General features: G+C 56.3%; 24 protein-coding genes. 23 read left to right on the top strand and 1 reads right to left on the bottom strand.

Going from position 1 to position 12785, the window contains the following annotated elements; translation table 11 throughout:
- Positions 1-10: 10 nt before the first annotated feature.
- On the bottom strand, positions 11-472 hold the full coding sequence (locus tag SIB68_RS11550; protein WP_063400808.1) for an NAD(P)H-quinone oxidoreductase subunit N: 462 nt from the start codon (positions 470-472) through the stop codon (positions 11-13).
- Positions 473-871: 399 nt separating this feature from the next.
- Here SIB68_RS11550 and rplC point away from each other — a divergent pair, with 399 nt between their 5' ends.
- The 23 genes from rplC (at position 872) to rpsK (ending at position 12741) form a co-directional block, all read left to right on the top strand.
- Positions 872-1528 (top strand): 50S ribosomal protein L3, encoded by a 657-nt coding sequence (rplC, locus tag SIB68_RS11545; protein ID WP_063400809.1) that lies wholly within the window; start codon positions 872-874, stop codon positions 1526-1528.
- The gene (gene rplD, locus SIB68_RS11540) at positions 1528-2163 is read left to right on the top strand and encodes a 50S ribosomal protein L4 (protein ID WP_063396914.1); all 636 of its coding nucleotides are present in this window, start codon (positions 1528-1530) and stop codon (positions 2161-2163) included. The genes rplC and rplD overlap by 1 nt, the downstream gene beginning before the upstream one ends.
- Positions 2156-2458 (top strand): 50S ribosomal protein L23, encoded by a 303-nt coding sequence (locus SIB68_RS11535; protein WP_063400810.1) that lies wholly within the window; start codon positions 2156-2158, stop codon positions 2456-2458. Before rplD ends, SIB68_RS11535 begins: the two co-directional genes overlap by 8 nt.
- 16 nt (positions 2459-2474) lie before the next feature.
- Complete coding sequence (gene rplB, locus SIB68_RS11530) at positions 2475-3338, top strand: 50S ribosomal protein L2 (protein ID WP_063400811.1); 864 nt, start codon at positions 2475-2477, stop codon at positions 3336-3338.
- Between the two features lie 35 nt (positions 3339-3373).
- Complete coding sequence (rpsS, locus tag SIB68_RS11525) at positions 3374-3649, top strand: 30S ribosomal protein S19 (protein ID WP_011131103.1); 276 nt, start codon at positions 3374-3376, stop codon at positions 3647-3649.
- A gap of 4 nt (positions 3650-3653) precedes the next feature.
- Positions 3654-4022, top strand: a complete 369-nt coding sequence (rplV, locus tag SIB68_RS11520) for a 50S ribosomal protein L22 (protein WP_011131104.1) — start codon at positions 3654-3656, stop codon at positions 4020-4022.
- Between the two features lie 19 nt (positions 4023-4041).
- Positions 4042-4770: a 30S ribosomal protein S3 gene (gene rpsC, locus SIB68_RS11515; RefSeq protein ID WP_063396913.1), complete on the top strand. Its 729-nt coding sequence runs from the start codon at positions 4042-4044 to the stop codon at positions 4768-4770.
- A gap of 16 nt (positions 4771-4786) precedes the next feature.
- A complete protein-coding gene (rplP, locus tag SIB68_RS11510; protein WP_063400812.1) occupies positions 4787-5263 on the top strand; it encodes a 50S ribosomal protein L16 in 477 nt (158 codons plus the stop codon).
- Between the two features lie 3 nt (positions 5264-5266).
- Complete coding sequence (gene rpmC, locus SIB68_RS11505) at positions 5267-5479, top strand: 50S ribosomal protein L29 (protein ID WP_011131107.1); 213 nt, start codon at positions 5267-5269, stop codon at positions 5477-5479.
- Positions 5480-5496: 17 nt separating this feature from the next.
- Positions 5497-5763: a 30S ribosomal protein S17 gene (gene rpsQ / locus SIB68_RS11500; protein ID WP_011131108.1), complete on the top strand. Its 267-nt coding sequence runs from the start codon at positions 5497-5499 to the stop codon at positions 5761-5763.
- Positions 5760-6125 carry a 50S ribosomal protein L14 gene (gene rplN, locus SIB68_RS11495; RefSeq protein WP_011131109.1) on the top strand — a complete coding sequence of 122 codons (366 nt, stop codon included), beginning with the start codon at positions 5760-5762 and terminating at the stop codon, positions 6123-6125. Before rpsQ ends, rplN begins: the two co-directional genes overlap by 4 nt.
- A gap of 1 nt (position 6126) precedes the next feature.
- Positions 6127-6483 (top strand): 50S ribosomal protein L24, encoded by a 357-nt coding sequence (gene rplX, locus SIB68_RS11490; protein WP_063400813.1) that lies wholly within the window; start codon positions 6127-6129, stop codon positions 6481-6483.
- Between the two features lie 119 nt (positions 6484-6602).
- Positions 6603-7142 carry a 50S ribosomal protein L5 gene (gene rplE / locus SIB68_RS11485; RefSeq protein WP_063400814.1) on the top strand — a complete coding sequence of 180 codons (540 nt, stop codon included), beginning with the start codon at positions 6603-6605 and terminating at the stop codon, positions 7140-7142.
- Between the two features lie 24 nt (positions 7143-7166).
- Positions 7167-7568, top strand: coding sequence for a 30S ribosomal protein S8 (rpsH, locus tag SIB68_RS11480; RefSeq protein WP_011826917.1), 402 nt, complete (start codon positions 7167-7169; stop codon positions 7566-7568).
- A gap of 15 nt (positions 7569-7583) precedes the next feature.
- Positions 7584-8123 (top strand): 50S ribosomal protein L6, encoded by a 540-nt coding sequence (rplF, locus tag SIB68_RS11475; protein ID WP_063400815.1) that lies wholly within the window; start codon positions 7584-7586, stop codon positions 8121-8123.
- Between the two features lie 33 nt (positions 8124-8156).
- On the top strand, positions 8157-8525 hold the full coding sequence (gene rplR, locus SIB68_RS11470; RefSeq protein ID WP_011131114.1) for a 50S ribosomal protein L18: 369 nt from the start codon (positions 8157-8159) through the stop codon (positions 8523-8525).
- A 14-nt stretch (positions 8526-8539) separates the two neighbouring features.
- Complete coding sequence (gene rpsE, locus SIB68_RS11465; RefSeq protein WP_063400816.1) at positions 8540-9172, top strand: 30S ribosomal protein S5; 633 nt, start codon at positions 8540-8542, stop codon at positions 9170-9172.
- Positions 9173-9179: 7 nt separating this feature from the next.
- Positions 9180-9635, top strand: a complete 456-nt coding sequence (gene rplO, locus SIB68_RS11460; RefSeq protein WP_063400817.1) for a 50S ribosomal protein L15 — start codon at positions 9180-9182, stop codon at positions 9633-9635.
- Positions 9636-9742: 107 nt separating this feature from the next.
- Positions 9743-11062: a preprotein translocase subunit SecY gene (gene secY, locus SIB68_RS11455; protein WP_063400818.1), complete on the top strand. Its 1320-nt coding sequence runs from the start codon at positions 9743-9745 to the stop codon at positions 11060-11062.
- Between the two features lie 40 nt (positions 11063-11102).
- Positions 11103-11651 (top strand): adenylate kinase, encoded by a 549-nt coding sequence (locus tag SIB68_RS11450; protein ID WP_063400819.1) that lies wholly within the window; start codon positions 11103-11105, stop codon positions 11649-11651.
- 46 nt (positions 11652-11697) lie between these two features.
- Positions 11698-11811, top strand: coding sequence for a 50S ribosomal protein L36 (gene rpmJ, locus SIB68_RS11445; RefSeq protein WP_011826924.1), 114 nt, complete (start codon positions 11698-11700; stop codon positions 11809-11811).
- A gap of 108 nt (positions 11812-11919) precedes the next feature.
- Positions 11920-12285, top strand: a complete 366-nt coding sequence (gene rpsM / locus SIB68_RS11440) for a 30S ribosomal protein S13 (protein WP_063400820.1) — start codon at positions 11920-11922, stop codon at positions 12283-12285.
- Between the two features lie 63 nt (positions 12286-12348).
- Positions 12349-12741, top strand: coding sequence for a 30S ribosomal protein S11 (gene rpsK / locus SIB68_RS11435; protein ID WP_011826926.1), 393 nt, complete (start codon positions 12349-12351; stop codon positions 12739-12741).
- The last annotated feature ends 44 nt before the right edge of the window (positions 12742-12785 follow it).

Here is a 12785-nt window from a genome sequence, read left to right as displayed (position 1 = left end):
GGAATAGTGTTCAGTCCCCGAGCAAAGTAGACATCGGCTGCCAATTCAAACTGCGAGCACCACCCATCTCAACAACGACCCGTAAACGCGACTCACGCTTACAAAGATCACAAAGCGCCAAGAGCTCAGATCTTGACAGCACCTGCCCCTCCAAAAGCCAGAGCACCACAGGAGCGTTGTCGACAAATAATTCAGCCAACTGGGGCATCACCTGCTGAACCTCACCGACAGCTCCATTGCGCCCAACGCTTTGATGACCGAGATGAGGAGGCCGAATACCGTGCAGCTGAAAAAGAAACACCTCCGGATCGCCAAGCCCCCGAGCTGAGCTGAGCTGGGTGCGGTATCCAGCAGCCCGAAGCCTTCGCAGCAAACGGGTTTCACTGCCACCTTCAAGGGGAACATGCATGGCCAGACAGCCGCAAGCATCCAGGTCACGGCGAAACACCCGACCAGAAAGCAACAGCGGCATGACGACATCACTCAAGTAGCCATGAGTCTGCCAGCAGGTTCGGAAAATATTTAATTGGAGTAAGTAGTGGTGTAAGGTCTTGGTTTGGTTTGTATTTCTGTGCCCGTCCGCTAGCCGGGCCTCCAGAAGACGAATCAGATCCGACGATTGCGCCGGATCCCTAGGCCAGAGCAGAAAAGGGATTTATCCCTGAACTGCCGGGAAACTGATTGACTCAAAAGGTCGACCAAGTCCCAGCCAGCTGATTTGCTCGCTAGCCCTATCCGAAATTGCCTCAGCCGCCGTTTCTTACGGTCCGAGGTGTTTCGGCGACGACTGCGCTCCCTTAATCAGCACTGAATCACAACCCCCCGACCGGACAACGGACGGAGGACATCCACGCTGGCGTTTGTACCTTCCATGTCAATCGGCATCCTTGGGAAGAAACTGGGCATGTCTCAGTTCTTCGACGATCAAGGCAGAGCCATCCCGGTCACCCTGATCGAGGCTGGGCCCTGCCGCATCACCCAACTCAAGACTTCTGACACCGACGGTTATGCCGCCGTGCAGATCGGTTTCGGTGATACCCGCGAAAAATTGATCAACAAGCCTTCCAAAGGCCACCTCACCAAATCTGGAGAGGTTCTCTTGAAGCATCTACGCGAATATCGCGTCGAGGGCCTTGAAGGCCTAGAGCTGGGAGCAGCGATCACCGTCGGCAGTTTTGAAGCTGGCCAGAAGGTAGACGTCAGCGGCGACACGATGGGGCGTGGGTTCGCTGGTTATCAAAAGCGCCACGGCTTCAGCCGTGGTCCGATGAGCCACGGTTCCAAAAACCATCGAGAGCCAGGCTCCACAGGTGCTGGAACCACGCCAGGGCGGATTTATCCAGGCAAACGCATGGCTGGCCGCTACGGCGGCAAAAAGCGCACGACCCGTGGACTCACCATCCTCAAAGTGGACAGCAACCGCAATCTCTTGGTGGTGAAGGGGTCGGTGCCTGGCAAGCCAGGCGCCCTGCTCAACATCCGACCCGCAAAACGCGTAGGCAGCAAGCCTGCTCAAGGAGGTAAGTGATGGCTGAATGTGTTGTTCACGACTGGCAGGGCAAGGAAGCCGGCAAGGCAAGCCTTGAACTCAAAGTTTCTAAAGAAACCACGGCTGTTGATCTCATGCACCGTGCAGTGCTCAGGCAGCAGGCCCATAGCCGTCAGGGAACTGCAAGCACCCTCACTCGTGCCGAGGTTCGGGGTGGTGGTCGCAAGCCCTATAAGCAAAAGGGCACCGGCCGTGCCCGCCAGGGAACGATCCGCACCCCCTTACGCCCAGGCGGCGGCATCATCTTCGGACCAAAGCCAAGGACCTACAACCTGGCGATGAACCGCAAGGAACGTCGTCTGGCCCTACGCACCGCGCTGATGGCCCGTCTTGAGGACGTCATTGTGGTCAAAGACTTTGGCAACAGCCTGAAGGCGCCGAAGACCCGAGAGATCTCAGACGCCCTTGTAAGGCTCGGCGTTGCCGCAGATGCAAAGGTTTTGATCATTCTTTCCACACCCTCCGAGATCATCCGACGCTCCGTGCGCAATCTCGAAAAGGTGAAACTGATCGCCGCCGATCAACTCAACGTCTTCGATTTGCTCCACGCCAATTCTCTGGTGCTGAGCGAGGAGGCTCTCGCCAAGATCCAGGAGGTTTACGGAGATGACTGAACGTTTCAACGGTCGGCTCGCGAATGTGATCCGCCGTCCACTGATCACAGAAAAGGCGACCAGCGCACTGGAACAAAACCAGTACACCTTTGAGGTTGACCATCGTGCCGCCAAGCCTGATATCAAGGCAGCCGTAGAACAACTCTTCGATGTCCGTGTGGTCGGCATCAGCACCATGAATCCTCCACGGCGCAGCCGTCGAGTGGGTCGTTTCACTGGCAAGCGCGCCCAGGTCAAAAAAGCCATCGTGCGGCTTGCCGAAGGCAACACGATCCAACTCTTCCCTGAGTCCTGAGGGGTCTGAACACATCATGGCAATCCGTACCTTCCGCCCTTACACCCCAGGAACACGCACCAGGGTGGTCACAGACTTCAATGAGGTCACCGGCCGTAAACCCGAGCGTTCGCTTGTGGTGGCCAAACATCGCCGCAAGGGTCGCAACAACAGAGGTGTGATCACCTGCCGCCATCGCGGTGGCGGGCACAAACGCCTTTACCGCATCGTCGATTTCCGTCGCAATAAGCACGGCATTCCTGCCAAAGTGGCGGCGATCCATTACGACCCCCATCGCAAGGCCCGCCTAGCACTGCTTTTCTACACTGATGGCGAGAAGCGCTACATCCTTGCTCCGGCCGGCATCACCATTGGTCAGCAGCTGATTTCAGGCCCGGAATCACCGATCGAGGCAGGCAATGCCTTGCCACTCTCAGCCATCCCTCTTGGCTCCAGCGTCCACAACGTTGAGCTTTATGCCGGCCGGGGTGGCCAGATGGCGCGTACGGCCGGCTCAAGTGCACAAGTCATGGCCAAGGAGGGTGACTACGTCGCTCTCAAGCTGCCCTCCACTGAGGTCCGCCTTGTGCGCAATGAGTGCTACGCCACTCTCGGCGAAGTAGGCAACTCGGAAGTTCGCAACACCAGCCTGGGCAAGGCTGGGCGTCGCCGTTGGCTAGGGCGACGCCCCCAAGTTCGCGGCAGTGTGATGAACCCCTGTGACCACCCTCATGGTGGTGGCGAAGGACGTGCACCGATCGGCCGTTCAGGCCCGGTGACACCCTGGGGCAAGCCTGCCCTGGGTCTCAAGACGCGTAAGCGGAACAAGCCCAGCAATCGGTTCGTTCTTCGGAAACGTCGCCGCACCTCCAAACGAAGCCGAGGAGGACGCGATTCCTGATGTCAATCACTGTTCTGCCGTTCGCTTAACCCGCCATGGGACGTTCATTAAAAAAAGGCCCCTTCATTGCTGACAGCCTGCTTCGCAAGCTGGAAAAGCAAAATGCTGACGATGACAAGTCGGTGATCAAAACCTGGTCTCGAGCCTCCACCATCCTGCCGATGATGATCGGCCATACCATTGCCGTTCACAACGGCAGGAGCCATGTGCCGGTGTTCATCACCGAGCAGATGGTTGGACACAAGCTGGGTGAATTTGCTCCCACCCGCACCTTCAAAGGCCACATCAAAGACAAAAAAGGAGGCCGCTGAGACCATGACGACCTCATCCCCCACGACGACAACTATCGCCAAGGCCCACGGCCGCTTCATCCGCGGCTCCGTATCAAAAGTACGGCGGGTGCTCGATCAAATCCGCGGTCGCACCTATCGCGACGCGCTGATCATGCTCGAGTTCATGCCCTACCGCTCCACTGGCCCGATCACAAAAGTTCTGAGGTCAGCTGTGGCCAATGCAGAGCACAACCTGGGTCTTGATCCAGCATCGCTGGTGATTGCCCAAGCCAGCGCCGACATGGGTCCATCCATGAAGCGCTATCGGCCCCGAGCTCAAGGTCGCGCTTTCGCGATCAAGAAGCAAACCTGCCACATCAGCATTGCTGTGGCAGCCCAGACCGACTCCTGACCCCCGAGGACACCGACCGATGGGAAACAAAATCCATCCAACCGGCTTACGCCTGGGGATCACCCAGGAGCACCGATCCCGCTGGTACGCCACCAGCAAGATGTACCCAATCCTCCTTCAGGAGGACGACAGGATCCGTCGATTCATCCATAAGAAGTACGGCGCAGCAGGCATCAGCGATGTGTTGATTGCCCGCAAGGCCGACCAACTCGAAGTGGAACTGAAGACTGCACGACCAGGTGTGCTTGTTGGCCGCCAGGGCAGTGGCATCGAAGAGCTGCGAACCGGCATCCAAAAAACCATCGGTGATCACAGCCGACAGGTTCGGATCAACGTCGTCGAAGTCGAGAGAGTCGATGCCGATGCCTTCCTGCTGGCCGAGTACATCGCCCAGCAGCTCGAGAAGCGAGTCGCCTTCCGCCGCACCATCCGCATGGCCGTACAACGGGCCCAGCGAGCGGGTGTACTGGGCTTAAAAATCCAGGTTGGTGGTCGGCTCAACGGCGCCGAAATCGCTCGCACCGAATGGACCCGGGAAGGCCGTGTGCCTCTACACACCCTTCGTGCCGAGATCGACTACGCCACAAAAGTAGCTAGCACTACCTACGGAGTACTAGGCATCAAGGTCTGGATCTTCAAAGGCGAAGTACTGGGAGACGAGGCCCAGTCAATGCCTGTGGGTGCAAGCCCACGGCGCAGGGGAAATCGTCGACCCCAACAATTCGAAGATCGCTCAAACGAGGGTTGATGAGGAGGCCTGAACCATGCTGAGTCCAAAACGCGTCAAATTCCGCAAACAGCAACGAGGCCGTATGCGCGGCGTCGCAACCAGGGGCAACACCATTGCCTTTGGAGAGTTTGCCTTGCAAGCCCAGGAATGTGGCTGGATTACCTCACGCCAAATCGAGGCCAGCCGCCGAGCCATGACCCGCTACGTCAAACGGGGTGGGAAGATCTGGATCCGGATCTTCCCAGACAAGCCAGTCACAATGCGTCCCGCTGAAACACGCATGGGCTCTGGCAAGGGCAACCCTGAATTTTGGGTTGCCGTCATTAAGCCAGGTCGGATTCTGTTCGAAATGGGCGGTGCAGAGATCACCGAAGACATTGCTAGGGAAGCCATGCGCCTTGCCCAGTACAAACTACCCATCAAAACAAAGTTCATCGGCCTGGACGACCAAGAGAAGGTTGCTGGTAGCGACAACCCTGCCAGTGTGCCCGCCATCACCGCGGAGTCCTGACCCATGGCCCATCCCAAAGCCGCCGAGGTGCGCAAACTCACCGACGCCGACATCACAGAGCAGATCGATGGCATCCGCCGAGAGCTTTTCGATCTCCGCTTTCAGCAAGCCACCCGGCAGCTGAGTAATACGCACCGCTTCAAAGAGGCCCGCATCAAGCTGGCCCAGCTCTTGACGGTGCAGAAAGAGCGCAGCCGCTCCGCCGCCTCCTCCTGATTTTCCCCTTAGAACCCATGGCACTCAAGGAAAGGCTCGGCACCGTCGTCAGCGACAAGATGGACAAAACAGTAGTGGTAGCGGTGGAAAACCGCTTCCCCCATCCCATCTATCAAAAGACGGTCAGCCGAACCACCCGATATAAAGCCCACGACGCTGGCAACACCTGCCGTGTCGGTGATCGCGTGCGAATCACTGAGACACGCCCTCTCAGCCGATCAAAGCGTTGGACGGTTGCTGAAGTCCTCAGCCACAGTCCCAAAGCTCAAGAGGTCTCCACATGATTCAGCAAGAATCCTTCCTCACTGTTGCCGATAACAGTGGCGCCAAGCGAATCCAATGCATCCGTGTGCTGGGCTCAAACCGTCGCTATGCCCATGTAGGCGACGTCATCGTGGCAGCCGTCAAAGACGCGATGCCAAATATGAGCGTCAAGAAATCCGAGGTCGTCAAAGCTGTGGTGGTGCGCACAAAAGCAACCCTGCGCCGAGATACTGGCAACTCGATTCGTTTCGACGACAACGCCGCAGTGCTCATTAACGAGGACAAAAACCCTAGAGGCACTCGTGTTTTTGGACCGGTGGCTCGGGAACTTCGCGAGCGCAACTTCACCAAAATCGTATCCCTCGCTCCGGAGGTGATCTGAAATGCCTATCGCAACCCCCAAACAAAAAACCACTCAGCGCATCAAGATGCGCATCCATAAAGGGGACACCGTCCAAGTCATCACAGGCAAGGACAAAGGAAAAACTGGCGAAGTGTTACGCACTCTGCCCATAGAGAACCGCGTGATTGTGCAGGGCGTCAACATTCGCACCCGTCACGTCAAACCCACCCAAGAGGGAGAAAGCGGCAGGATTGTCTCAGAGGAAGCGTCCGTACACGCCTCCAACGTGATGCTCTATTCCAATAAAAAAAAGATCGCCAGTCGTGTGGAGCTGGTTGTCGAAAAAGACGGCAGCAAAAAACGCCGCCTCAAAAAAACCGGAGAGTTGATCGACTAATCACAACTCAAACCACAGAACCCTGGGCCATCTAAATCACAATTTCCAGCCCACCAACTTCCCTTTCTTCCCAATCCCCGATCTTCTGACCACGTCCAGAAGAACCCTTCCACCAAGCCATGTCACTCAAACAGCGCTACCGGGAGACCATTCAGCCAAAACTGCTGAAGGACCTAAGCCTCTCGAATATTCACGAAGTCCCCAAGGTGCTAAAAATCACCGTCAACCGAGGGCTCGGTGAGGCCGCCCAAAACGCAAAGTCCTTGGAGGCCTCCATTACTGAACTGGCTTCTATTACTGGCCAGAAAGTTGTCGTGACTAGGGCCAAGAAGGCCATCGCTGGCTTCAAAATCAGGCAGGGAATGCCTATAGGTTGCGCCGTCACACTCCGCGGAGAGCGGATGTATGCCTTCCTTGAGCGCCTGATCAATCTTGCACTGCCCAGAATCAGGGACTTCCGCGGTGTCAGCCCAAAGAGTTTTGACGGCCGTGGAAACTACACCCTTGGAGTGAGGGAGCAACTCATCTTCCCTGAGATTTCCTTCGACAAGATCGATGCCATCAGGGGTATGGACATCACCATCGTGACCAGCGCCCGTACGGATGAAGAGGGCCAATCCCTCCTCCGAGAGATGGGAATGCCGTTCCGCAGCAACTAAGCCCTCTTCGGAGACGACTGAACTATGGCCAACCACGATCCAATCTCAGACATGCTCACACGCATCCGCAATGCGAGTGAAAAACGTCACCAAACCACCCGCGTTCCTGCCTCCCGCATGTCACGCAGTATTGCCAAAGTCCTACAGCAAGAGGGCTTCATTTCTGAAATCAGTGAAGAAGGTGAAGGTGTACTCACCCATCTAGTCCTCGAATTGAAGTACAGCGGCAAACACCGCCATCCCACCATCCGCTCAATGCAGCGGGTGAGCAAGCCAGGCCTGCGCATTTACAAGAACACCCGTGCCCTACCTAAGGTCCTTGGTGGCCTTGGGATGGCAATCATCTCTACTTCCAAAGGCGTGATGAGCGACCGCGATGCCCGCAAACAGGGCGTTGGCGGAGAAGTGCTCTGTTACGTGTACTGACCCGGAACCTGAACCATGTCTCGTATCGGTAAGAATCCCATCCCCATCCCCGACAAGGTGGCTGTAACCCTTGATGGTCTTGCAGTCAGCGTCAAGGGCCCCAAGGGAGAACTGAACCGCACCCTTCCAGAAGGCGTCAGCGTCAGTCAGGTGGAGAACACAATTGTGGTTACACCCACTAGTCAGAAACGTAAGTCGCGTGAGCGTCACGGTCTCTGTCGCTCGCTTGTCGCCAACATGGTTGAAGGGGTGAGCAAGGGCTACACGCGCAAACTACAACTCATCGGCGTGGGCTCACGTGCACAAGTGAAAGGCAAAAAGCTTGTCGTGAGTGCAGGTTTCAGCCATCCGGTAGAAATGGACCCACCCGAAGGAGTCACCTTTGCAGTAGAGAACAACACCAACGTCACCGTCTCAGGTGCAGACAAGGAGCTGGTGGGCAACGAAGCTGCAAAGATCCGAGCCATTCGTCCTCCTGAGCCCTACAAGGGCAAGGGGATCAGATACGAGGGCGAACGGATCCTGCGCAAAGCCGGCAAATCCGGCAAGAAATAGAGGTCTGCCTGACTTCCCTCCGCATTACCCACCATGTCTAACCTCTCCCGAAAGCAGCAGACCCAAAAGCGCCATCGGCGCCTGCGGCGGCATCTCAAGGGCACCGCCCAGCGTCCGCGCCTGGCTGTATTCCGCTCCAACAACCACATTTATGCCCAGGTTATTGATGACGAGGCCCAAAACACCCTTTGCGCCGCCTCGACTCTCGACAAGGACTTACGCACCAGCCTTAAAGCCGATGGCAGCAGCTGTGACGCCTCCAATGCCGTCGGGGACTTAGTCGCAAAACGCGCCCTCGCCAAGGGCATCCAACAGGTGGTCTTCGATCGCGGCGGCAACCTGTACCACGGCCGAGTGAAATCCCTCGCCGACGCCGCCCGTGAGGCGGGCCTTCAGTTCTGATCCCTGCTCTCACCATGACCCAACCCAACACCCAGACCACCCCAAATGACGTCCCCGCAGCTGCGGAAGGTCAACAACAAGAACAACAGCAACAGCAGCGCCGTGGCGGGGGGCGTGAGCGCAGAGGTGGCGGACGCCGTGGCGACCGCCGAGGCCAAGAGCGTGATTCCGAATGGCAAGAACGAGTCGTTCAGATTCGCCGCGTCTCCAAAACCGTAAAAGGTGGGAAAAAGATGAGTTTCCGGGCCATTGTGGTTGTCGGCAACGAGCGTGGCCAAGTGGGTGTTGGAGTCGGTAAAGCCGGCGATGTGATCGGTGCTGTTCGCAAGGGTGTCGCTGATGGCAAGAAGCACCTGGTCAAGGTTCCTCTCACTCGCCACAACTCCATCCCCACCATTTCCAACGGACGAGAAGGTGCTGCCAACGTGCTAATCCGCCCCGCTGCCCCAGGAACAGGGGTCATCGCAGGCGGTTCAATTCGCACAGTTCTGGAACTAGCCGGAATCAAAAACGTTCTAGCCAAGCGTCTCGGCAGCAAAACCCCTCTAAACAATGCCCGAGCTGCCATGGTGGCTCTGGCAAGTCTCCGTACCCATAAGGAGACCGCAAAGGAACGGGGGATCTCCCTCGAGCAGATCTACTCCTGATTCCCCTATGACTTCTCTTCGACTCGACTCTCTCAAAGCCAACGTAGGTGCAAGGCGCCGCAAAATGCGTAAAGGTCGCGGTATTGCCGCTGGCCAAGGAGCAAGTTGTGGTTTCGGCATGCGTGGCCAAAAGTCCCGATCTGGTCGCCCTACCCGCCCGGGCTTCGAAGGCGGCCAGATGCCTCTCTATAGGCGCGTACCCAAACTCAAACACTTCACCACAGTGAACTCAAAAGAGTTCACTGTGGTGAACGTAGCGGCCCTCAATGAGCTCAAGGCGGGTAGCACCATTAATCTCGACACGCTTGTCAAAAGTGGTGTTGTCACTAGTCCCAAATACCCTTTAAAGGTACTTGGCAATGGAGAACTCAAAGTCAAGTTGACCATTCAGGCCGCTGCATTCACAGCTACAGCCCGCAGCAAGATCGAAGCCGCTGGCGGCACATGCGAAATCCTTGACTGAAACGATGCCAAGTCAATACACCTTCATGTCTATGGTCTGAGCAGTCCGACAAGTCCTCAGTCAACGGACTGCTCTATTGCTTCAAACCCACCCAATCCCTTCTCTCAATGCTCGTCAGTCGGGGTCGCAACCCCAGTGCCGCTGAAGTCATCAGCCAATTGGTGCGCAACCCAGAGCTGCGCGGCAGAGTGCTGACCACCCTGGGATTACTGCTTTTTATTCGCCTCGGCATCTACATCCCAATGCCAGGTATTGATCGGGTGGCCTTTCAGAGCTTCCTGCAACAGGGCGGACAACTGATCGGCTTTCTAGATATTTTCACCGGTGGAGGCATCTCCACCCTGGGGATTTTCGCTCTTGGGATCCTCCCATTCATCAACGCCTCGATCATTCTCCAGTTACTCACAGCAGCCTTACCCCAACTCGAGGACCTGCAAAAAAACGAAGGCGAGGCTGGTCGCCGCAAGATCGCACAGATCACGCGCTATGTAGCTCTTGGCTGGGGTCTAGTTCAAAGTGTGATTTTTGCCCTCATCCTCCGCCAGTACGCCGTTGAAGGGCTCAGTGAGGTCGTCTTTGTCGTGCAGACAGCCCTGGCATTAGTAACAGGCTCGATGATCGTGATGTGGATGAGCGAAATCATCACTGACCGAGGGATTGGTCAAGGGGCCTCCCTTGTGATCTTCCTGAACATCGTTGCCACCCTGCCAAAAGCACTGGCTTCAACGATTGAAAAAGCACAAACCGGCGATCGCGGCGATGTGGTCGGCATCATTGTGCTCGTGATGGTTTTCCTAATGACAATCGTTGGGATCATCTTCGTGCAGGAAGGATCACGCCGTCTGCCGATTGTGAGCGCAAAACGACAAATAGGTGGAACCAATTTGCTACCAAACCGCCAGAGCTATCTACCTCTGAAGCTGAATGCTGGTGGTGTGATGCCAATCATCTTTGCTTCTGCACTGATCTTTCTACCAATCACCATTGCAAACTTCACCAAAAACCCTTTACTCATCAGGGCTGCAAGCACTCTTAACCCAAGTGCCGCTAATCCATGGCCCTATGCCTTGGTGTTTTTCGCGCTGATTGTCGGCTTTTCTTACTTTTACGCCTCACTCACCATCAATCCAATAGACATCGCCACAAACCTCAAACGGGGAGGCGTGGCCATCCCAGGAGTGAGGCCAGGCAGTGCTACAGCGAACTACCTATCCGGGGTTCAGAACCGACTGACCCTGCTGGGCGGATTGTTCCTCGGTGCAGTTGCAATCATTCCCGCCGCGGTGGAACGCGCCACCAACGTTCAGACCTTTCAAGGCCTCGGAGCTACGTCACTGCTGATCCTTGTAGGTGTTGCCATCGACACCGCCAAACAAGTTCAGACCTATGTAATTTCTCAACGCTACGAAGGCCTTGTCCGCCAATGAACGATTCCCCACTTCGTCTGCAAGCCCTTTTTTGCCATCCATGAAGCAACGTCTCCTATTCCTAGGGCCCCCTGGGGCAGGCAAAGGGACCCAGGCTGAACGTCTCTGCGCAGCACATGAATTAATGCACCTATCTACTGGTGATTTACTGCGTACTGAGGTCGGCGCCAAAACACCCCTTGGTCAGGAGGCTGCTGCTGTTATGAACCGAGGCGAGCTGGTCAGCGATGAGCTGGTGCTCGCCATCGTCGAAAATCAACTCAAGAAGCAACATGGTGGTTGGCTCTTGGATGGTTTTCCACGCACCTTGATCCAAGCCACAGCACTCGAACCCTTACTTGAGGAACTCAAGCAACCAATTGAGGCTGTTGTACTACTGGAACTCAACGATGCAGTCTTAATTGAACGGTTAATTTCCCGAGGCCGCAGTGATGACAACGAAAGCGTGATTCGTAATCGCCTTGAGGTCTACCGCGAAAAAACAGCCCCCCTTATCGACCATTACCGCCAACAAGGACTGCTGCAAACGGTGGAAGCCCACGGCAGTATCGAATCAATCGCTATCAGCATCGAGAAATCCCTATGTTGACCTGCATGGTAGGGTTGCCGTTTGGAAATTTGGAGAGCCACACTCCATGAAGGTGCGTGCCTCGGTCAAGAAAATGTGTGAGAAATGCCGGGTGATCCGCCGCCATGGCAGGGTCATGGTGATCTGCTCCAACCCTAAGCACAAGCAGCGTCAGGGATAACCCCCTGTTCCTCATTGGTGATTGAACGGCACTGAATTGGGCCGTTCAATCACCACCAACCTTTCTCGCCACCATCGGCGACCCCTATCCCCCTCGATTAACTGCTAAGTGGCACGGATTGCTGGCGTAGACATACCCCGTGACAAGCGGGTTGAAGTTGCACTCACTTACATCTATGGAATTGGTCTAGCCCGAGCCAAAACCATCCTGACCAAATCTGGCGTCAATCCTGACATCCGAGTCAAAGATCTGGAAGATGGAGATGTACAGAAACTGCGTACGGCCTTAGAAGCCTTCACGATTGAAGGAGACCTTCGACGCCAAGAGGGAATGGCCCTCAAGCGACTGCAAGATATCGGTTGCCTTCGGGGACGTCGACACCGCATGAGCCTCCCCGTTCGCGGTCAACGCACCAGAACCAATGCCCGTACCCGTCGCGGTGCACGCAAAACCGTGGCTGGCAAGAAAAAATAAGCAACATCTCTTTGAGCTGCCAAGGCAGACCCTCCCCAAACCGTATCTACCAGGCCCCAGCCCATGGCCAAACCCACCAAAAAAACAGGTTCCAAAAAGACCAAGCGCAACGTCCCCAATGGCGTTGCACATATTCAAAGCACCTTCAACAACACGATCGTCTCAATCACCGATACAGCTGGGGAAGTTATCGCCTGGTCATCTGCTGGAGCCAGTGGCTTCAAGGGTGCTCGTAAGGGCACCCCCTTCGCTGCTCAAACTGCAGCTGAAGCTGCAGCCCGTAGGGCACTCGAACAGGGCATGCGTCAGATCGAGGTACTGGTTCGTGGACCCGGCTCCGGCCGTGAAACTGCCATCCGCGCCCTGCAGGTGGCAGGCCTCGAAATCACTCTTATTAGAGACGTCACCCCACTCCCCCACAACGGTTGCCGTCGGCCCAAACGCCGGCGCGTCTGAACCGCGTTTCACTCCCTAGCTCCTGCCCTCTCTCCCCGCTTCAG

This window comes from Prochlorococcus sp. MIT 1323, assembly GCF_047304905.1.
Classification (GTDB): Bacteria; Cyanobacteriota; Cyanobacteriia; order PCC-6307; family Cyanobiaceae; genus Prochlorococcus; species Prochlorococcus marinus_D.
Note: the sequence above shows the minus strand (reverse complement) of the source record. Positions and strands in the feature narration are given on the sequence as shown.

Coding starts and splice junctions, on each gene's coding strand:
- SIB68_RS11550 (WP_063400808.1), bottom strand. CDS start 472: ATGCCGCTGTTGCTTTCTGGTCGGGTGTTTCGCCGTGACCTGGATGCT.
- rplC (WP_063400809.1), top strand. CDS start 872: ATGTCAATCGGCATCCTTGGGAAGAAACTGGGCATGTCTCAGTTCTTC.
- rplD (WP_063396914.1), top strand. CDS start 1,528: ATGGCTGAATGTGTTGTTCACGACTGGCAGGGCAAGGAAGCCGGCAAG.
- SIB68_RS11535 (WP_063400810.1), top strand. CDS start 2,156: ATGACTGAACGTTTCAACGGTCGGCTCGCGAATGTGATCCGCCGTCCA.
- rplB (WP_063400811.1), top strand. CDS start 2,475: ATGGCAATCCGTACCTTCCGCCCTTACACCCCAGGAACACGCACCAGG.
- rpsS (WP_011131103.1), top strand. CDS start 3,374: ATGGGACGTTCATTAAAAAAAGGCCCCTTCATTGCTGACAGCCTGCTT.
- rplV (WP_011131104.1), top strand. CDS start 3,654: ATGACGACCTCATCCCCCACGACGACAACTATCGCCAAGGCCCACGGC.
- rpsC (WP_063396913.1), top strand. CDS start 4,042: ATGGGAAACAAAATCCATCCAACCGGCTTACGCCTGGGGATCACCCAG.
- rplP (WP_063400812.1), top strand. CDS start 4,787: ATGCTGAGTCCAAAACGCGTCAAATTCCGCAAACAGCAACGAGGCCGT.
- rpmC (WP_011131107.1), top strand. CDS start 5,267: ATGGCCCATCCCAAAGCCGCCGAGGTGCGCAAACTCACCGACGCCGAC.
- rpsQ (WP_011131108.1), top strand. CDS start 5,497: ATGGCACTCAAGGAAAGGCTCGGCACCGTCGTCAGCGACAAGATGGAC.
- rplN (WP_011131109.1), top strand. CDS start 5,760: ATGATTCAGCAAGAATCCTTCCTCACTGTTGCCGATAACAGTGGCGCC.
- rplX (WP_063400813.1), top strand. CDS start 6,127: ATGCCTATCGCAACCCCCAAACAAAAAACCACTCAGCGCATCAAGATG.
- rplE (WP_063400814.1), top strand. CDS start 6,603: ATGTCACTCAAACAGCGCTACCGGGAGACCATTCAGCCAAAACTGCTG.
- rpsH (WP_011826917.1), top strand. CDS start 7,167: ATGGCCAACCACGATCCAATCTCAGACATGCTCACACGCATCCGCAAT.
- rplF (WP_063400815.1), top strand. CDS start 7,584: ATGTCTCGTATCGGTAAGAATCCCATCCCCATCCCCGACAAGGTGGCT.
- rplR (WP_011131114.1), top strand. CDS start 8,157: ATGTCTAACCTCTCCCGAAAGCAGCAGACCCAAAAGCGCCATCGGCGC.
- rpsE (WP_063400816.1), top strand. CDS start 8,540: ATGACCCAACCCAACACCCAGACCACCCCAAATGACGTCCCCGCAGCT.
- rplO (WP_063400817.1), top strand. CDS start 9,180: ATGACTTCTCTTCGACTCGACTCTCTCAAAGCCAACGTAGGTGCAAGG.
- secY (WP_063400818.1), top strand. CDS start 9,743: ATGCTCGTCAGTCGGGGTCGCAACCCCAGTGCCGCTGAAGTCATCAGC.
- SIB68_RS11450 (WP_063400819.1), top strand. CDS start 11,103: ATGAAGCAACGTCTCCTATTCCTAGGGCCCCCTGGGGCAGGCAAAGGG.
- rpmJ (WP_011826924.1), top strand. CDS start 11,698: ATGAAGGTGCGTGCCTCGGTCAAGAAAATGTGTGAGAAATGCCGGGTG.
- rpsK (WP_011826926.1), top strand. CDS start 12,349: ATGGCCAAACCCACCAAAAAAACAGGTTCCAAAAAGACCAAGCGCAAC.